Annotated in this window: 18 protein-coding genes; 14 read left to right on the plus strand and 4 right to left on the minus strand. The window is 66.2% G+C overall.

The features are described 5' to 3' along the window. From ACNPP0_RS18270 to ACNPP0_RS18330, 13 genes are all read left to right on the plus strand, one after another. On the plus strand, window positions 1–1,254 hold a 1,254-nt coding region (locus ACNPP0_RS18270; RefSeq protein ID WP_448706629.1), incomplete at its 5' end, for an indolepyruvate oxidoreductase subunit beta family protein. A 50-nt stretch (window positions 1,255–1,304) separates the two neighbouring features. Beyond that, window positions 1,305–2,282, plus strand: a complete 978-nt coding sequence (locus ACNPP0_RS18275; RefSeq protein WP_448706630.1) for a PDR/VanB family oxidoreductase — start codon at window positions 1,305–1,307, stop codon at window positions 2,280–2,282. A 30-nt stretch (window positions 2,283–2,312) separates the two neighbouring features. Beyond that, on the plus strand, window positions 2,313–3,632 hold the full coding sequence (locus tag ACNPP0_RS18280; protein ID WP_046803509.1) for an aromatic ring-hydroxylating dioxygenase subunit alpha: 1,320 nt from the start codon (window positions 2,313–2,315) through the stop codon (window positions 3,630–3,632). Beyond that, entirely contained in the window at window positions 3,629–4,120 is a 492-nt protein-coding gene (locus ACNPP0_RS18285) for an aromatic-ring-hydroxylating dioxygenase subunit beta (protein WP_313464295.1), read from the plus strand. The genes ACNPP0_RS18280 and ACNPP0_RS18285 overlap by 4 nt, the downstream gene beginning before the upstream one ends. A 9-nt stretch (window positions 4,121–4,129) precedes the next feature. Then, window positions 4,130–5,764 (plus strand): AMP-binding protein, encoded by a 1,635-nt coding sequence (locus ACNPP0_RS18290; RefSeq protein WP_448706631.1) that lies wholly within the window; start codon window positions 4,130–4,132, stop codon window positions 5,762–5,764. Next, window positions 5,761–6,930: a thiolase family protein gene (locus ACNPP0_RS18295; protein WP_448706632.1), complete on the plus strand. Its 1,170-nt coding sequence runs from the start codon at window positions 5,761–5,763 to the stop codon at window positions 6,928–6,930. The genes ACNPP0_RS18290 and ACNPP0_RS18295 overlap by 4 nt, the downstream gene beginning before the upstream one ends. Continuing rightward, the gene (locus ACNPP0_RS18300; RefSeq protein ID WP_448706633.1) at window positions 6,927–8,168 is read left to right on the plus strand and encodes an SDR family NAD(P)-dependent oxidoreductase; all 1,242 of its coding nucleotides are present in this window, start codon (window positions 6,927–6,929) and stop codon (window positions 8,166–8,168) included. Before ACNPP0_RS18295 ends, ACNPP0_RS18300 begins: the two co-directional genes overlap by 4 nt. A gap of 97 nt (window positions 8,169–8,265) precedes the next feature. Then, window positions 8,266–9,051 (plus strand): cyclase family protein, encoded by a 786-nt coding sequence (locus ACNPP0_RS18305; protein WP_332612793.1) that lies wholly within the window; start codon window positions 8,266–8,268, stop codon window positions 9,049–9,051. A gap of 45 nt (window positions 9,052–9,096) precedes the next feature. Then, the gene (locus ACNPP0_RS18310) at window positions 9,097–9,825 is read left to right on the plus strand and encodes an SDR family NAD(P)-dependent oxidoreductase (protein WP_332612794.1); all 729 of its coding nucleotides are present in this window, start codon (window positions 9,097–9,099) and stop codon (window positions 9,823–9,825) included. 192 nt (window positions 9,826–10,017) lie between these two features. Then, a complete protein-coding gene (locus tag ACNPP0_RS18315) occupies window positions 10,018–11,169 on the plus strand; it encodes an ABC transporter substrate-binding protein (protein ID WP_448706634.1) in 1,152 nt (383 codons plus the stop codon). 18 nt (window positions 11,170–11,187) lie between these two features. Further along, on the plus strand, window positions 11,188–12,228 hold the full coding sequence (locus ACNPP0_RS18320; RefSeq protein ID WP_448706635.1) for a branched-chain amino acid ABC transporter permease: 1,041 nt from the start codon (window positions 11,188–11,190) through the stop codon (window positions 12,226–12,228). Continuing rightward, window positions 12,225–14,018, plus strand: coding sequence for a branched-chain amino acid ABC transporter ATP-binding protein/permease (locus tag ACNPP0_RS18325; RefSeq protein WP_448706636.1), 1,794 nt, complete (start codon window positions 12,225–12,227; stop codon window positions 14,016–14,018). The genes ACNPP0_RS18320 and ACNPP0_RS18325 overlap by 4 nt, the downstream gene beginning before the upstream one ends. Then, window positions 14,018–14,785 carry an ABC transporter ATP-binding protein gene (locus tag ACNPP0_RS18330; protein WP_448706637.1) on the plus strand — a complete coding sequence of 256 codons (768 nt, stop codon included), beginning with the start codon at window positions 14,018–14,020 and terminating at the stop codon, window positions 14,783–14,785. Before ACNPP0_RS18325 ends, ACNPP0_RS18330 begins: the two co-directional genes overlap by 1 nt. On the opposite strand, the gene ACNPP0_RS18335 is transcribed toward ACNPP0_RS18330, so the two are convergent. Continuing rightward, window positions 14,782–15,717, minus strand: a complete 936-nt coding sequence (locus ACNPP0_RS18335; RefSeq protein ID WP_332612800.1) for a glycosyltransferase family 2 protein — start codon at window positions 15,715–15,717, stop codon at window positions 14,782–14,784. The two genes, ACNPP0_RS18330 and ACNPP0_RS18335, sit on opposite strands and share 4 nt — an antisense overlap. 256 nt (window positions 15,718–15,973) lie before the next feature. On the opposite strand from ACNPP0_RS18335, the gene ACNPP0_RS18340 reads away from it, so the two are divergent. Next, on the plus strand, window positions 15,974–16,975 hold the full coding sequence (locus tag ACNPP0_RS18340; RefSeq protein ID WP_448706638.1) for a LysR family transcriptional regulator: 1,002 nt from the start codon (window positions 15,974–15,976) through the stop codon (window positions 16,973–16,975). Window positions 16,976–17,031: 56 nt separating this feature from the next. Here the strand turns inward: ACNPP0_RS18340 and ACNPP0_RS18345 are convergent, their stop codons facing one another. From ACNPP0_RS18345 to ACNPP0_RS18355, 3 genes are all read right to left on the minus strand, one after another. Next, window positions 17,032–17,160 (minus strand): hypothetical protein, encoded by a 129-nt coding sequence (locus tag ACNPP0_RS18345; protein WP_006226408.1) that lies wholly within the window; start codon window positions 17,158–17,160, stop codon window positions 17,032–17,034. 207 nt (window positions 17,161–17,367) lie between these two features. Then, a complete protein-coding gene (locus ACNPP0_RS18350; protein WP_448706639.1) occupies window positions 17,368–18,333 on the minus strand; it encodes a sugar kinase in 966 nt (321 codons plus the stop codon). After that, on the minus strand, window positions 18,326–18,973 hold the full coding sequence (locus ACNPP0_RS18355; protein ID WP_332612804.1) for a bifunctional 4-hydroxy-2-oxoglutarate aldolase/2-dehydro-3-deoxy-phosphogluconate aldolase: 648 nt from the start codon (window positions 18,971–18,973) through the stop codon (window positions 18,326–18,328). Before ACNPP0_RS18355 ends, ACNPP0_RS18350 begins: the two co-directional genes overlap by 8 nt. Window positions 18,974–18,995 lie beyond the last annotated feature (22 nt).

Below are 18,995 nucleotides of genomic sequence, written 5' to 3' on the forward strand. Positions count from 1 at the left end.
GGCGCCCGCGCCATCCAGCGTGGCCTGGTCACGCCGGAACGCACCGTGCTGTTGTCCTCGTCCCACCGCAGCTACGCCGTCAGCGAAAAGTCCGCGCCCGGCAACGGCATTGCCGACCCCAACAAAGTGCTGGAAGCCGGCCGCGCCGCCGCCAAGCGCTTCCTGTGCTTCGACTTGCAAGACCTGGCCGACCGCGCCGGCAGCGTCATCAGCGCCAGCCTGTTTGGCGCGGTGGCCGGCAGCGGCGCCCTGCCCTTCACGCGCGAAGACTACGAGGCCACGGTGCGCCGCGCGGGCCTGGGCGTGGAAGCCAGCCTGCGCGCCTTTGCGCTGGGCTTTGACGCCGCCCATGCCGCGCCCGCCCAACCCGCGGCCATCGACCTGACGCGCCCCGTGGCCGACGTGCCCGAACGCGCCGCCAGCCCGCGCACGCAGGCGCTGCTGGACACCATCAAACGTGACTTCCCCGCCTGTGCCCAGCCCATGCTGACGGCCGGCGTGCGCCGCCAGCTGGAATTCCAGGACGCCGCCTACGCCGCCGATTACCTGCGCCACATGAAAGCGCTGCGCGATCTGGACGCCCGGCACGGCGGCGACGCCCAAGGCTGGGCCCTGACCTGTGCCGCGGCGCGCTACGTGGCCACCGCCATGGCTTACGACGACGTGATCCGCGTGGCCGACCTAAAAACGCGCGGCACCCGCTTCGAACGCGTCCGCCGTGAAGTGGGCGCGCGCCCCGAACAGCTGGTCATGACCACCGACTACATGCACCCACGCCTGGAAGAAATCTGCGGCACGATGCCCACCCGCATGGGCCGCTGGCTGGAAGGGTCCAAGGCCTTCGGCGGCTTTGTGGAACGCCGCCTGGGCAAAGGCCGCTTGATGCAAAGCGGCACGCTGAGCGGCTTCCTGATGCTGTATTCGCTGGCCGGCATGCGCCGCTTTCGCCGCCGTACGTTGCGACATCAAATCGAATCGGAAGGCTTGCAGCAATGGCTGGACCTGATCGCCCGGCTGGTGCCGCAGGACTATGCACTGGCCGTTGAAACCGTTAACTGCCGGCGCCTGGTCAAGGGCTATAGCGATACGCACGTGCGTGGCGGCGGCAAATACCGGCAGCTGATCGCGGCGGCGGCGCAGTTGGTTGGCCGTCCCGATGCCGCCCAGACGCTTCGCGGGCTGCGCGAAACCGCGCTGGCCAACGAAAGCTGCGCCCCGATGGAACGCCAGATGGCCGAAAAGCTGGCGGCCTGATCCAGATACCCGAATACCGGAATACCGGAACACCGAAAGAGACAAACGCCGTGCAGACACTGAAACTGATCGTCCGGGAAGTCCGGCAAGAATCGCCGTTGATCCGATCGTTCCGGCTGGCGCGCGAGGACGCGGGGCCGCTGCCCGCCTTCGGCCCCGGCGCGCACCTGAAGGTCACCGTGCCCGGTTTGCGGGAACCGCGCTGCTATTCGCTGGTGCAGCTGACGCCGGAGGCCGGCCAGTTCGCGCAGCCCACCGAATACCGGCTGGGCGTACGGCTGGAAGAAACCAGCCAGGGCGGCTCGCGCCACATGCATGCGCTGGCCGAAGGCGACACGCTTAGCGTGGAAGGCCCCAAGAACGATTTTCCGCTGCATGAATCCCCGGCGGGCGACGAACCCGTGGTGCTGATCGCGGGCGGCATCGGCATCACGCCGGTGGCCTCGATGGCCGCCGCCTTGAAAGCCGCCGGCCGCGCCTTCCATCTGCACTACTGTGGCCGCAGCAAGGACCAGCTGGCGTTCCTGGGCGAGCTTGAAGCGCTGGCGGGCGGCCACCTGACCGTACACGCGGATGACGACCCTTCCTGCCGCTTCGACCTGCAAGCGCTGCTGGCTGCCTCCAACCCCCGCCAGCACCTGTACGTGTGCGGCCCCAAGGGATTGATCGACGCCGTCATCGCCGGCGCCAAGGCCCGCCACTGGCCCGACGCCCACATCCACTTCGAGCTCTTCGTCACCGCCGCCGCGCAAGCCGGCGACCAGGCCTTTGAAGTCGAACTGCGCCAGTCCGGCCGCACGCTGACCATTCCGGCCGACAAGACCATCGTCGACGTCATGGAAGAAGAAGGCTGCGACCCGATGTACGACTGCAAGCGCGGCGAATGCGGCGTGTGCCAGGCAACGGTGCTGGAAGGCGAGCCCGATCATCGCGACTACTACCTTTCGGACACCGAGAAGGCCAGCGGCAAGATCATCCAGATTTGCATCTCGCGCGCGAAATCCGCCCGCCTGGTGCTGGACCTGTAACGCTGCCGCCCCGACGACAAGGAAGCGACCATGGCCAAATACCGTGACAACCCCGACGCCATCCGCGCCCTGGTGCGCGACACCGAAGTGCACAAGGACCTGTTCATCGACCAGGAACTGTTCGACCTGGAAATGGAGCGCCTGTACGCCAACACCTGGGTCTACGTCGGCCACGATAGCCAGGTGCCCAACAACGGGGACTACATCACCACCACTGTCGGCAACCAGCCCGTGGTGATGGTGCGCCACAGCGACAAGACCGTGCGCGTGCTGCACAACCGCTGCCCGCACAAAGGCACGATGGTGGCCGGCGACGCCTGCGGCAACACCGGCAAGTTCTTTCGCTGCCCGTACCACGCCTGGACGTTCAAGACCGACGGCAGCCTGCTGTCGATCCCGCTGAAGAAAGGCTACGAGAACACCGGCCTGGAAAACTGCGAAGCCAGCCAGGGCATGGCCGCCGTCAAAGACGTAAAGAATCATCGCGGCTTTGTGTTCTGCCGCCTGAATCCGGAAGGCCAGTCGTTCGAGGATTTCTTCGGCGATTCCTTGTCCACGCTGGACAACATGGTCGACCGCTCGCCCGAGGGCCGGCTGGAAGTGGCCGGCGGCGTGCTGCGCTACATGCACCGCTGCAACTGGAAAATGCTGGTCGATAACCAGACCGACACCTGCCACCCGATGGTGGCGCACGAATCGTCGGCGGGCACGGCCGTGAAGGTCTGGGAGCAAGCGCCCGAAGGCACGCCCAAGCCGATGGCGGTGGAACTGTTCGCGCCCTTTATCTCGCCGTACGAGTTCTTTGAAAACATGGGCATCCGCGTCTGGGAAAACGGCCACGGCCATACCGGCGTGTCGGATTCGATTCACGCGTCGTACTCCGGCGTACCGGGCTACTGGGAATCCATGGTGGCCGCCTACGGCGAGGAACGCGCCAAGCAGATCCTGGGCGACGTGCGCCACAACACCGTGTATTTCCCCAACATCATGGTGAAGGGCCCCATCCAGACGCTGCGCATCTTCAAGCCCCTTGCCGCCGACCGCACACTGGTCGAATCCTGGACATTCCGCCTGGTCGGCGCGCCTGACCTGCTGCTGGAACGCACGCTGATGTACAACCGGCTGATCAACGCGCCCACCTCCGTTGTCGGCCATGACGACCTGGAAATGTACGAACGCGCGCAAGACGGCCTGAACTCCCGCGCCCGCGACTGGGTCAACGTGGGCCGGCTGTATACGCCCGACGAAGCCGGCCAGAAAAACGTCACCACCAACGGCACCAACGAATGGCAGATGCGCAACCAGTACCGCGCATGGGGCCGCTACATGACCGGATCGGAGTCGGTATGAGCGCAAGCGACCGCGAGTTGATCGACTTTGTCTACGCCGAAGCGCGGCTGCTGGACGAGCTGCGCTTTGAAGACTGGCTGAACCTGTACACCGAAGACGGCTATTACTGGATGCCGCTGGCGCATGGCCAGACAGACGCCAAGCTGCACGCGTCCCTGATGTACGAAGACAAGCTGCTGCTGCGCGTGCGCGTGGAGCGGCTGGCGGGCCAGCGCACGTTTTCGCAGCAGCCAAAAAGCCGCTGCCATCACCTGCTGCAAGCGCCCACCGTCGAACACGGCCACCCCGATGCCGCGCCCGAAGAAGGCCGGCATGTGGTGCGCACCGCCTTTCACTATGTTGAAACGCGCCAGGACATGCAGACGCTGTACGCCGGCTGGGCCACGCACCACCTGGTGGAACAGGACGGCGCACTGCGCATCCGTTTGAAGCGCGTTGACCTGGTCAACTGCGACGCCGCCTTCGGCAACATCCAATTGTTCATGTAGGAGCGGCTTGTGAGCACCACTGTCCACCAGGCATTCGCCGACACCGCTTCGCGCTACGGCGCGCAGCCCTTCCTGTGCATCCTGCCGGAAACGGCAAGCGTCTATGGCATAACCGCCGGCGAACTATCGTATGGCCGCGCGGCCGACGCGATTGAAACGCTACGCGCCGCCTATGTGGCGGCGGGCTACGGCCACGGCCACCGCGTGGGGCTGCTGCTGGAAAATCGCCCTGCCTTCTTCCTGCATTGGTTCGCCTTGAACGCGCTGGGCGTGTCCGTCGTGCCGATCAACCCGGACCTGCGCGCGGCCGAACTTGAATACCTGACCGGCCATTCCGAGATCGCCCTGGCCGTTGCCCTGCCCCACCGCCACGCCGACCTGCTGGCCGCCGCCGAACGCGCCGGCCGCCCCTTGCGCGTGATGGGCCCCGACGACGCACCGCCGCCCGCGCCCTTCACCGCGCCGCTGGCCGACACCGCGCCCACCGAACTGACGGAATGCGCCCTGCTGTACACATCCGGCACCACCGGCCGGCCCAAGGGCTGCATCCTGCCCAACCGCTATTTCCTGCACGCGGGCGGCTGGTATGCGCGCATCGGCGGGCTGGCAACGCTGCGCCCCGGCCAGGAACGCATGCTGACGCCGCTACCCCTGGTGCACATGAACGCCATGGCGTATTCGGCCATGGCCATGGTGCTGACCGGCGGCTGCCTGATTCCGCTTGACCGCTTCCACCCCAAGACGTGGTGGGACAGCGTGCGCGACTCCGGCGCCACCGTGTTGCATTACCTGGGCGTGATGCCCGCTATTCTGATGAAGGCGCCGCCGTCCGACCGCGACCTGCAACCGGCCATCCGCTTCGGCTTCGGCGCGGGCGTGGACCGCAAGCTGCATGCGCCGTTCGAAGCGCGCTTCGGCTTCCCCCTGCTGGAAGCCTGGGCCATGACCGAAACCGGCGCGGGCGCCGTCATCATCGCCAACCAGGAACCGCGCCACGTCGGCACCAGCAGCTTCGGCCGCGAAGAAGACGACGTGCAGGTGCGCATCGTGACCGACGCGGGCCAGCCCGCCGCCGTGGGGGAACCCGGTGAACTGCTGGTGCGGCACGCCGGCGACGACCCCCGCTACGGCTTCTTCGCCGGCTATCTGAAAGACGAGGCCGCCACCGACGAGGCCTGGCAAGACGGCTGGTTCCATACCGGCGACATCGTGCGCCGCGAAGCCGACGGCGCACTGCGCTTTGTGGACCGCAAGAAAAACGTGATCCGCCGCAGCGGCGAGAACATCTCGGCCGTGGAAGTGGAAAGCGTGCTGATGCAGCACCCGCTGGTCAAGGCCGTGGCCGTGGCCGCCGTGCCCGACCCGGTGCGCGGCGACGAAGTGCTGGCCTGCGTCGTGGCCGACGCCCTGCCCGCCGATGACGCCGCCATGGCCGATGCCGCGCGCGATATCGTGCAGTGGTGCCTGCAACAGCTGGCCTATTACAAAGCGCCCGGCTATGTGGCCTTTGTGGACAGCCTGCCGCTGACCACCACCAACAAGATCCAGCGCGGCGAAATGAAAACGCTGGCGCCGACCCTGCCCGGCACGGCGCGCTGCATTGACACCAACGCCATGAAAAAGCGCCAGGAGCCCGCCCGATGAGCCGCCTGGGCTATGACGGCATCGTGGCGGCCCTGCCCGTCACCATTCCGTACGAACGCTATTCCACGCACGCTGCCCACTGGTGGCTGGGTCGCGCGCTAGGCGCGCTGATCCGGCAATCCGGCGTGGCCAAGACCGATGTCGATGGCCTGTGCGTGTCCAGCTTCACCTTGGCGCCGGACACCGCCGTCGGCCTGGTCCAGCACCTGGGCATGAGCCCGCGCTGGCTGGATCACATTCCCATGGGCGGCGCCAGCGGCGTGGCCGCCCTGCGCCGCGCGGCCCGCGCGGTGCAGGCGCGCGACGCGAACATCGTCGCCTGCATCGCGGGTGACACCAACCACGTGGACTCGTTCCGCAATACCGTCAGCCAGTTCTCGCGCTTTGCGCAAGACGCCGTCTACCCCTATGGCGCGGGCGGTCCGAACGCCAGCTTCGCGCTGCTGACGGCGCACTACATGCGCACCACCGGCGCCACGCGCGAGGATTTCGGCAAGCTGTGCGTGGCGCAGCGCGACAACGCCTTGCGCTACCCGCACGCGCTGATGAAAAAGCCGCTGAGCCTGCAACAGTACCTGGACGCGCGTGTCATCACCGACCCCATCCATCTGTTCGACTGTGTGATGCCCTGCGCGGGCGCCGATGCCTTCCTGGTCATGCGTGAAGAGCAGGCCCGCGCCTTGAACCTGCCCTTTGCCCGCATCCTGTCCACCATCGAGCGCCACAACGCCTGGATCGAGGACCCCATCCAGACGCGCGGCGGCTGGACCATGGACGTGGACGAACTGTACGGCCTGGCCAATGCCACGCCGGCCGACATGGACTTCCTGCAAGCCTATGACGACTACCCCGTCATCAACCTGATGCAGATCGAAGACCTGGGCTTTTGCAACAAGGGCGACGCGCCGGCGTTCATCCGCGCTCACACCTTCACCGTGGACGGCAGCTTTCCCTTCAACACCAACGGCGGCCAACTGTCCGTGGGTCAGGCGGGCGCGGCCGGTGGCTACCTGGGCATGGTCGAAGCGCTGCGGCAATTGACCGGCACGGCGGGCGGTACGCAAGTGGCCGACGCGCGCCTGGGCATGGTCAGCGGTTTCGGCATGATCAATTACGACCGCGGCCTGTGCACCGCCGCAGCCATCCTGGCAAGGAGCGACGCATGACCGAGCCGCTAGCCAAGCCGCCCCGGAAGAACCCCGTTGCGCGCACCCGCCAGCCCACGCTGCCGCCCGGCTCGCGCAGCCGCGCGGCGCTGGGCCTGACGGCCGCCGCCGCCGAAGGCCGCTTTGATTTGCAGACCTGCGCCGATTGCGGCGCGGTGCAGTATCCGCCGCGCGAAGTGTGCGGCCACTGCCTGTCCGAACACCTGCCCTGGCGGCCGGCCGACCCTAACGGCACGTTGCTGGTCAGCACCACGCTGCATCACAGCAACGACCTGTACTTCCGCGAACGCCTGCCGTGGCGCGTGGGCACGGTGGTGATGGATGCCGGCCCCTCCGTGGTTGCGCACGTGCACCAGGACTGCGCCGACGGCGCCCGCGTGCGGCTGGCGCTGAAGCTGGACCGCAGCGGCCAAGCCGTGATGATCGCCCTGCCTGAAAGGAATACGCCCAACATGGAAGACGACAAGACTCTGCGCGAAACCTCGTGCGACCCGAAGTTCCGCCGCGCGCTGGTCACCGACGGCAAATCGGCGGTGGGCCAGGCCGTGGCGCGCGCGCTGCTGGACGCGGGCTGCCCCACGGTGTTCCTGGGCGATGCGCAAGCCTGGAAGCGCGACGCCGCCTTCGACGCGCTGGCACAAGACCCGCGCGTGCAATCGGTGGCCTTGGACGTGACCGATTCCAATTCCGTCGACCGCCTGGCGGCGTCCATCGGCGGCAAGGTGGAAATCCTGGTGAACACGGCCGACCTGGAACGCGAAGGCGGCCTGCTTGACCGCAAGGACGTCAACACGGCGCGCGACGCCATGGACGTGAACGTGCTGGGGCTGATGCGCCTGGCGCAGAGCTTCGGCCCCGCCCTGTGCGGCCGCGCCGCCGACGGCGTCAACAACGCCACCGCCTGGGTCAACGTGCTGTCCATCTACGCGCACATGAACCTGCCGTCGCGCGGCATGTGGTCGGCATCGAAAGCCGCCGCCTTGTCGCTGGCGCAATGCCTGCGCGCGGAAATGCGCGGCGCCGGCGTGCGTGTGGTGAACGTGTTTCCCGGCCCGGTCGATCACGAATGGGAACAGCGCACGCCGCCGCCCCGCGTCGCGCCCGCCGCCATCGCCGCCGCCATCGTGCGCGCGCTGAGGGACGGCGTGGAAGACGTGTATGTAGGCGACGTGGCGCAGGAATTCCGCGTCCGGCTGGCCGACAACCCGAAGGGGCTGGAACGCGAGCTGGGCGCCTAGGCGCGCCCGCCACGATCCCGCCGCCTCGCCCAAGACAACGCCCCAGATTCCCTCCGGCGCATCGCAACGCGACGCGCCCACACCCAGGAGCCGCAGCATGAGCCAGAACATTCTTGCCCAATTCATGACGGAACTTGTCACCGGCCGCATCGGCCTGGTGGACTTGACCGAGACGCTGACGCCGGAATTTCCCACCATCGTCCTGCCGCCGGAATTCGGCCAGGCGTGGCCTTTCCGCATGGAAGAAATCTCGCGCTATGACGAGCGTGGCCCGGCTTGGTACTGGAACAACTTTTCGTGTTCCGAACACACCGGCACGCACTTCGACGCGCCCGCCCACTGGGTCAGCGGCAAGGATCAGCCCGACAACACGGTCGACACGATTCCCATCGACGCCTTCATCGCCAGCGCATGCGTCATCGACTGTTCCTCCGAGGCCCGCGACAACCCCGACTTTCTGCTGACCATCGACGTCGTCAAGGCCTGGGAGGAAAAGCACGGCCGCATCCCCGCGCGTTCGTGGGTGTTGATGCGCACCGACTGGTCCAAGCGCGCCAAGCCCGTTGAATACCTGAACATGCAGGAAGACGGCGCGCATTCGCCCGGCCCCGACGCCGATGTGGTGCCGTGGCTGATCAAGGAACGCGACGTGCATGGTTTCGGCACGGAATCGGTGGGCACCGATGCGGGGCAGGCCCACCACCTGAACCCGCCCTACCCCTGCCACTACTACATGCACGGCAATAACCGCTACGGCCTGCAATGCCTGACCAACCTGGACCAGTTGCCGCCCACCGGCGCCGTGATTTTCTCGGCCCCGCTGAAGATCCGCAGCGGCTCGGGCAGCCCGCTGCGCGTGCTGGCGCTGGCGCCCCGCGCCTGAGCCCCGCCGGACCTGGCCTATACGGCAACCCAACCAAGGACACGCATGACACCACAACACGTAGCGCTGGTCACCGGCGGCAGCGCCGGCATAGGCGCCGAGATCTGCCGCAGCATGCTGGACGCCGGCTATGAAGTGATTTCGATGGCGCGCCGCGCGGCGGACTTCAGCCACCCGCGCCTGCACAACATGCAGGTGGACCTGCTGGATGCGGACGCCACGGCGCAGGCCGGCCAGGAAGCCGCGTCCCGATTTCCGATCAGCCACGTTATCCACAACGCGGGCGTGATCTGGCCCAACCTGCTGCCGCAAGTCACGCAGGAAGAACTGCACGGTCTGACGCAGATTCACCTGGGCGCCGCGATCAGCCTGGTGCAGGCAGCGCTGCCCGGCATGCAGGAACGCCATTTCGGCCGCATCGTGATGATGTCCTCGCGCGGCGCATTGGGCCTGCCCACGCGCACCGCCTATTCGGCCACCAAGGCCGGCATGGTCGGCATGGCGCGCACCTGGTCGCTGGAACTGGCGCCCCATGGCATCACGGTCAACGTGGTGGCGCCCGGCCCGATCCAGACGGACATGTTCTACGAGGTGATCGAGCCCGGCAGCGAACGCGAAAAGCAGCTGGCCAACGGCATTCCGGTCAAGCGCCTGGGCCGCTCCGACGACGTGGCGCGCGCCGTGATGTTCTTCGCCGACCCGGCCAACAGCTTCGTGACCGGCCAGACGCTGTTCGTCTGCGGCGGCGCCAGCGTCAGTTCCATCACCATCTAGCGGTCGTTGCGCCATGCATGCTTCGGGTTTTGACGGATAGGTAAGCACCAAGAGCCCGTCTACAGTGCTGATCCTTGCAGGTTAGAAATTTTAAGCAACAAGTAATTCTGCGATTCCCAAGATTTTCGCTGTTCCCGTTTTCTCCGCTTTTCAGCTGCACCCCCACCCTGCTCCCTATCCGGAGGTTTTGCCATGCTGTCGAAGAAGCTCCCCCTGGCCGCGGCCGCTGCCGTTGCCGCCCTGTTCGCCCTGCCCGCGTTGGCCCAAGTGAAGGTCGGCGTCGTCACCTCGTCCACGGGCCCGACCGCGCTGGTCGGCATTCCCCAGAAGAACACCGTGCCGCTGTTGCCCAAGAAAATCGGCGACCTGACGGTGGAATACATTTCGCTGGACGACGCCAGCGATTCCACCAACTCGGTGACGGCGTTCAAGAAGCTGATTTCTGAGCAGAACGTGGACGCGCTGATCGGCCCGTCGGGGTCGCCCAACGCCATGGGCGTGATCCAGTTTGCCGCCGAGGCCGGCGTGCCGATGCTGGCGCCGGTGGGCACGGCGGCCGTGGTGCTGCCGATGAACGAGCAAAAGAAGTGGGTGTTCAAGACCACGCAGAACGACGACATCATCGCGCGCGCGCTGGTCGACCACATGGCCAAGACCGGCATCAAGACGGTGGGCTTCATCGGCCTGAACGATCCGTATGGCGAGAATTGGTACAAGGTCTTCTCGGGCCTGGCCACCGAGAAAGGCATCAAGATCACCGCCAACGAGCGCTATCTGCGCTTTGACAGTTCGGTCACGGGCCAAGCCTTGAAGATCCTGGCCGCCAAGCCGGACGCCGTGCTGGTGGCCGCCCCCGGCGCCGCCAGCGTGCTGCCGCAGACGACGCTGTTCGATCAGGGCTACAAGGGCAAGTTCTACCAGACCCACGGCGCGGCGCTGCCCGACTTCCTGAAACTGGGCGGCAAGAAGGTCGAAGGCACGGTGCTGGCCGCCAGCCTGATGCTGGTGCTGCCGGAAATGCCGGACAGCAACCCGTCCAAGAAAGTCGCCACCGACTACATCGCCGCGTACGAAAAGCTGAACGGTTCCAAGCCCGCCACCTTCGGCGCCAACGTCTACGACGCCGGCCTGCTGCTGGAAAAGGCCGTGCCGATTGCCGAGAAGGCCGGCAAGCCGGGCACCAAGGAATTCCGCAGCGCCTTGCGCGATGCGCTGGAACAGACCAAGGAGCTGGTGGGCACGCAAGGCGTCTACAACATGAGCGCGGCCGACCACAGCGGTTTCGATGATCGCGGCCGCGAGCTCATCACCGTCAAGGACGGCAACTGGACGCTGGTGAAGTAACGGCCTGGACCTTTTCGCATGAATGCTCAGATCGCCTTGATACTCGGGCAGGACGGCATCACCAACGGCGCTATCTATGCGTTGCTGGCGTTGTCGATCCTGCTGGTTTTTACCGTTACCCGCGTGCTGTTCATCCCCCAGGGCGAGTTTGTCGCCTTTGGCGCGCTGACCATGGCGGCCATCCAGGCCGGCAAGCCCGTGCTGCTGGTGTGGCTGCTGCTGGCCTTTGCGCTGGCCGAAGCCGTGGCCGACCTGATGGCGCGGGCCAAGCGCCCGGGCCGCTCGCGTGGGCTTTGGCGCATCGCGGCCAAGGCGATCTACCCGCTGATCCTGGCGGGGCTGTTGTACCAACTGCCGCTGGCGCAGCTGCCGATGGCCGTGCAGGCGCTGTTGACGCTGCTGCTGGTGGTGCCGATGGGGCCGCAGCTGTATCGGCTGTTCTATCAGCCGATTGCCTCGGCGTCCACGCTGGTGCTGCTGATCGTGTCCATTGCCGTGCACCTGGCGCTGGTGGGCCTGGGCCTGCTGGCGTTCGGCGCCGAGGGCGCGCGCACCGCGCCGTTTTCCGACGCCAGCCTGGCGCTGGGCCCCATCAACGTCAACAGCCAGGCGCTCTGGGTGGTGGCGGTGTCGGTGGTGCTGATCGTGGTGCTGTACCAGTTCTTTGAACGGTCGATGTACGGCAAGGCGCTGCGCGCCGCGGCGTTCAACCGGCTGGGCGCGCGGCTGATGGGCATTTCACCCGTCTTCGCCGGCCGCGCCACCTTCTTTCTTGCCGCGCTGATCGGCACGGTGTCGGGGATTCTCATCGCCCCCATCACCACCATGTATTTCGATTCCGGCTTCATGGTCAGCCTGAAGGGCTTCGTGGGCGCCATCATCGGCGGCCTGGTCAGCTACCCCTTGGCGGCGGCCGGCGCGGTGCTGGTTGGGTTGATCGAAGCGTTCTCGTCGTTCTGGGCCAGCGCGTACAAGGAAATCATCGTATTCACGCTGATCATTCCCGTGCTGCTCTGGCGCTCGTTGAAAAGCCATCACGTCGAGGAAGAAGACGAATGAACCCCCGCATCATCCTCGTCGCGTTCCTGGCGCTGCTGGCGCTGGGGCCGCTGGCCCTGCCGCCGTTCTATATCACGCTGCTGAACTACATCGGCCTGTACGCGCTGGTGGCGCTGGGCCTGGTGCTGTTGACCGGCGTGGGCGGCCTGACCAGCTTCGGCCAGGCTGCCTTCGTGGGCGTGGGCGCCTACACCACGGCGCTGCTGACCACCCGCGCCGACACGCTGCCGTCGTGGCTGGCCTGGCTGGGCGCCTCGCCCTGGCTGACGCTGCTGGCCGGCCTGTTGCTGACGCTGGTCATCGCCTACCTGCTGGGCGCGATCACGCTGAAGCTGTCTGGCCACTTCCTGCCGCTGGGTACCATCGCCTGGGGCCTGTCGCTGTACTTTGCGTTCGGCTCGGTGGAAGGGTTGGGCGGCCATACCGGCATCCCGGACATCCCGGCCATCAACCTGTTCGGCTGGACGCTGAACCAGGGCGGCAACATCTATTACCTGATCTGGGCGTTTCTGATGGTGGCCGTCTGGTCCACGCAGAACCTGCTGGATTCGCGCGAAGGCCGCGCCATCCGCGCGCTGAAAGGGGGCCGCGTCATGGCCGAATCCATGGGCGTGAACACGGCGCGCTCGCGCATGGTGATCTTCATCATCGCGGCGTTGCAAGCCTGCGCGTCCGGCTGGCTGTACGCGCACATGCAGCGCTTCGTGAACCCGAATCCGTTCGGACTGCAAATGGGTATCGAATACCTGTTCATGACGGTGATCGGCGGCGCGGGCCAGGTCTGGGGCGCGTTGGTGGGCGCCGGCGTGTTCACGGTGGCCAAACAATGGTTGCAAGACTGGTTGCCTAAGGTACTGGGGCAGACGGGCAACTTTGAAGTCATCGTGTTCGGCTTCGGCATGGTGCTGTTGCTGCACCGCGCACGCAGCGGCCTGTGGCCGGTGCTGACGCGCTGGGTCCGCGTGAAGAAAGCGGTGCGCCGCGTGGACATGAACGCCGAGCCCCTGCCGCGCAAGCCCATGCCGGCGCGCGGCGAGGTGGTGCTGAAAGCGGTGGACGTGACGCGCAAGTTCGGCGGCCTGGTCGCCAACAATGCCATGAACCTGGAGATACGCGCTGGTGAGATCCTGGCGCTGATCGGCCCCAACGGCGCCGGCAAGAGCACGATGTTCAACCAGATTTCGGGCGTGGACACGCCCACCTCGGGCCAGGTCACGCTGCTGGGGCAATCGGTGGCGGGCGCCGGTGCGCGCAATATTGCACGCCTGGGCCTGTCGCGCACGTTCCAGCATGTGCGCCTGCTGGGCCGCATGAGCGTGCTGGAAAACGTGGCCATCGGCGCGCATCTGCGCGGCCATCGTGGCGTGCTCCCGGCTGCCTGGCGCCTGGACCGGGCCGAGGAAGCGCGCCTGCTGGCCGAGGCCGCGCGGCAGGTCGAACGCGTGGGGCTGGGCAAGCACCTGCACGACGAAGCTGGATCGCTGGCTTTGGGGCAGCAGCGCATTCTTGAAATCGCGCGGGCGCTGGCGTCGGACCCTTGCATCCTGCTGCTGGACGAGCCGGCCGCCGGGCTGCGCTATCAGGAAAAATGCGAACTGGCCGAGCTGCTGAAGAAGCTGCGTTCGGAAGGCATGGCCATCTTGCTGGTCGAGCACGACATGGACTTCGTGATGGGCTTGGTGGATCGCGTTGTGGTCATGGACTTCGGCGAAAAAATCGCCGAGGGTCTGCCGGCCGAGATCCAGCACAACCCCGCGGTGCTTGAAGCCTATCTGGGCGGAGTGGAATGATGAGCACGAATCTGCTGGAAGTGCGCGACTTGCGCGTGGCGTACGACAAGGTCGAAGCGGTGTCGGGCGTGAGCCTGACGGTGGGCGAAGGCCAGATCGTGACCGTGATCGGGCCCAACGGCGCGGGCAAGACCACCTTGCTGTCGGCCATCATGGGCGTGCTGCCCTGCACGGGCCAGATCGTGTTTGGCGGGAAGCAGCAAGCGCACGCCGAGATCGAGGAAATGGTGGCGGCCGGCATGAACCTGGTGCCCGAAAAGCGCGAGCTGTTTTCTGAAATGACGGTGCACGACAACCTGATGCTGGGTGGTTTTCACCGTTTTCGCACAGGCTTGCGCGACCAGGACAAGACGCTGGCCGAGGTCTACGAGCTGTTCCCGCGCCTGAAGGAACGCCATGCGCAACTGGCCGGCACGCTGTCGGGCGGTGAACGCCAGATGCTGGCCGTGGGACGCGCGTTGATGGCCAAGCCGCGCCTGCTGATGCTGGACGAACCCAGCCTGGGGCTGGCGCCGCGCATCGTGCGTGAAGTGTTCAAGATCGTGGCGCGGCTGCGCGAGATGGGCGTGTCGATCCTGCTGATCGAACAGAACGCCCGCGCGGCGCTGCAAGTGGCCGACTACGCCTACGTGCTGGAAACGGGCGCCGTCACGCTGGAAGGCCCTGCCGCAGAGGTTGCGGTGGACCCGCGCGTGGTCGAGGTGTATCTGGGCCTGGGGCATGGCGCAACCGCGCCTGTCGTGCCCGCCGCCCCCACGGCGGCCTAGGCCACGCCGCGGCGCCGGTCCCGCCGGTACAGGGCATAGCCCACCGGCCACATCGCCGCCACCATGAAGGTCGCCATGGGGTTGGTCAGGCGATAGGCGCCCACTGCCGTGGGCACGCCGGAATGCTTCAGGTGCAGCCGAAAGCGCGTGTAGCGCGCGGCCGCCATGATGAATTCGCGCGGCCGGTAGCGGAAGAATTCCAGGTGATGTTGCAGCATGTCCCAGGCCAGCAGGTACAGGCCCTGGGCGTTGTTGCTGACTGACACCGCGCCCTGGGACAAGCCGCCCGGGGTGTCGTGGTACGTGCGCACCACGCGGTTGATGAAGCGGCTGAGATAGCCCGCGCGCGCAATCGCCCACCACACCAGGCTTTCCGGCACGAAGCCGGCCACGTCTTCAGGGAAGGGATATTTGCGCAGGATGTCGGTGCGCATACAGCCGAACTTCTCGCCCTTGATGCGATAGCGGAAGTACACGTCCACGGCGGTGCTGTCGAACACGTCTTGTGGATAGCGGTCGCCGACGATGCTGCCATTGGGCCGCGCGCACAGCCCCGTCACCGCCACATAGGAATCGCGGCGCGCGGGCGGGATGGCGTCCCAGGCTTCCTTGAAGATGGCCAGCGCATCGGGCGGCATTTCGTCGTCGCTGTCCAGTCCGACGATCATCTGGCCGTGGGCCTCGCGCACGCCCCGATTGAAGGCGGTTTTCTTGTGCTGGTTGTTCTGCCAGATGTAGCGGATGGGAAAATCCGCGCGCGTCTGCCAGTCCAGGATGGATTCGTGGGTGTTGTCGGTGGAGCCGTCGTCCACCACCACCCATTCGAAGTCCCTGAATGTCTGCCGGGAAAGAGATTCGTACACCCGGTGCAGCGTACCCGCCCGGTTGTAGGTGGGCGTCAGAACGGTGAAAAACGTTGGTGTATCGGTCATGCCTGCTATGCCCCTTTGCGATCTCCGTGCCACCGCTGCGGTCTTGGTCTGTCTGTTTTCGCCTGAAGTGTAGGGGATATGCCAACGTGAACCGATGCCACGGCATTCAAATTTGCAATCAAATCTGTCAACCCATGCGCTTTTTAGGCAATATCGCGCGGTTGTGGCGCGGCGTTGGCGGATTTATCGCGATCTTTTGACCAAGCGCTGCCGTGCGCGCTTGGCGTAAACTCGTGCGGCCAAATCCGGAACGCCTATGGAAGCTTCGACCGTCCAGCTCAATGACATTGCCTTGTTTGTAGAGGTCGCCAAGCGCAAGAGCTTCAGCATGGCCGCGCGCGCGCTGGACATGCCCACCTCCACGCTGTCGCGGCGCATCAACGAACTGGAACGCGCGATCGGCTTGCGGCTGATCAACCGCAACACCCGGCGGCTGGACCTGACCGAAGCAGGCGCCGCCTATATGCGCCGCTGCCAGGGCCTGATCGACGAAGCCCGGCTGGCGCACGAGCAGCTGCTGTCGCTATCCGGCGGCCCGTCGGGCAACCTGCGGGTGTCGATGCCGTACAGCCTGGCCATGTGGCTGCTGCCGGAAACCATCAAGGACTTCACCGACCAGTACCCCGACGTCGAATGCGAATTCGACCTGAGCATGATGACGGCGTCCGACGCGCAAGGCACGCCGTTCGACGTGGTGCTGCGGTTTGGCCGCGATGGGGATATTTCGCCGACGACGCTTGATTCCGGCAACGGCAATGGCAACGGCGGCGACGCGGGGCGTCCGGTGGGCGCCGTGGTGCAGGAACTGGTGTCCCTGGACAACTACCTGTACGCGTCCGAGCGCTACCTGCAACGCCATGGCGAACCCAGGACACCGCGGGAATTGACGCAACACCAGTGCCTGCGCACCACGATCGACGACGCGCATTCGTACTGGACGCTGCACGACGGCACGGTCAGTGAAGTGGTGCCGGTCAGCGGGCATCTGGCGGCCAACAACATGAGCATCGCGGGCACGCTTGCCGGCCTGGACCTGGCGATCACGCGCATGCCGAACTGCCTGGCGCTGGACCCGATCATCAAGCGCAATTCGCTACGCCGCGTGCTGCCGGGCTGGTCGGTGGACCCGATCTCGATCTACGCGGTGTACCCGTCAAGCATTCAACCAGCCAAGACGCGCGCGTTCATGGACTTCATCAAGCCCAAGCTTGGCCCTGCGCCTGCATCGGACCTTGCCGCTGCATCGGACCCTACATAAAAAAATCCCCGCAAGGCACGAAGCCCTGCGGGGATTTTTCAGATCCAGAACGTCGATTAGACGCGCTTGATCTTTTCCAGCATCTTGAAAACACCCTTGGGCGACTTGACGAACAAGCGCTTGAAGGCCTTGCCCAAGCAACGGCGTTCCAGGGTGTTACGACGCACGCGTTTGCGTTCAGCCATGTTGATTCTCCTGTTGAATTTGCGGAAAAAAAGTCACCGCACAACCGGGGATCAGGCTGGCGGAAAAAATTTGGATAACTTGGCATTTTAGCCTGAAATTTCCGGCCCGCGCCAATGGTGGATGTTTGGGGCACGTTGGGACGCGACGAGATCCGTCCCCGAATCAGCCCAAACCGCATCAACCGCCTTCGCCCGTGCTACCGCCCCTCAGGCTTGCCGCACCGCCGCCGCGCCCTGCCCCGCCAGCGACGCCAGGCGTTCCCGAACCTGTTCGGCGCGCGGCAGCGGGTCCACCGCGCCATAGCCCAGCGTGGACAATGCAGCCGCCGCGTTGGCATAGCGCACCGCCTCTTCCCAACTATCGCCCTGGCAGCGGCGTGCCAGCAGGCTGCCGGCAAAGCAGTCGCCCGCCCCGGTGGCGTCCACGGCGTCCACGCGCAGGGCGGCCATCGGCGTGCGGGTCTTGCCGTCGTCGATGATGGAGCCGTCCTTGCCCAGTTTCAGCACGACCACGCCGCTCGCGCCGCCGTCGCGGATCCAGTCCAGCGTGCGTTCGGGGTCGTCATTGCCCGTCAGGTGCTGCATGTCGTCCATGCTGGGCAGGAACAGATCGGCCTGCCGCATCGTTTCGCGCAGGATGGCGCGGGCGCGATCCACGGGCCACAGACGCAGGCGCAAGTTCGAATCCAGGCTGATCTGGGTGCCCGCCGCCCTGGCCCGTTGCATGGCCGCAAATACCGTGTCGCAGGCGCTGGTGCTGATCGCCATGCTGATGCCCGACACATGCAGGAAGCGGCTGCGTTCGATCAGCCCGCTGTCCAGCAGGGCCGGCGTCATCTGACTGGCGGCCGAGCCCCGGCGCAGGTAGCTGAACGCATGGCCGTCGGGGCCGTGCTGCACGAAATACAGGCCGGTGTGCGCGTCGTCGTCATGCTGCACGCCGGACGTGTCCAGGCCTTCCGCCTGCCACAGGTCCAGGAACTGCGCGCCGAAGGCGTCGTTGCCCACCCGGGTCAGATAGGCGCAGCGCGCGCCTTGCCGGGCCGCCGCGATGGCCGCGTTGGAGGTATCGCCGCCAAAGCCTTGCAGGTATTGAAGCTGGCCCTTGTGGGTCTGGTTCAGTTCGATCAGCGGTTCGCCCAGCGCGACGATATCGAAGTCGAAGTCAGCCATGGGAAGCCTCCAGGGTGCGGGTGATCTGTGCCACCAGCGCGGCCGTATCGCGCGCGGCGAAGGCCGCCTTGTCATACAGGTTGCTGCCAATGCCGACCAGGCCGGCGCCGGCCGCGAAATACGTGCCCATGTTTTCCTGCGTGACGCCGCCCGTGGGGCAGAAGATGGTGTCGGGAAACACGGATTTCAGTGCGGCCAGATGCTTGGGGCCGCCCGTGTCGGCCGGAAAAACCTTCACCACGTCTACGCCCGCGCGCCGCGCCGCCAACACTTCGGTGGGGGTGAAGGCGCCCAACAGGCACAGGGCGTCAGCCGCATGGGCCATGTCGACAATATCGGTGGCCAGGCCCGGCGACACCAGGAAATCGGCCCCCGCCACCAGCGCTTCGCGCGCCTGGGTGTCATCCAGCACGGTGCCTACGCCCAACAGCAGGCTGGGGCCGTGCTTGTCACGCAGCGCGCGCACCAGGTCGGTCACGCCGGGAATCGTCCAGGTCAATTCCAGGGTGCGGCAACCGGCCGCCACCGCCACTTCGGCGGCATAGGCGGCGGTGGCGGCGTCGGTATAGCGCAGCACGGGCACGACCCGGGCCGCCAGCAAGGCGGATAGCTTGGACGCGAGGGGAGCGGATGCGGTCATGGGATTCCTCTAAGGCTGACGG

This window comes from Achromobacter semiaridum, assembly GCF_053543755.1.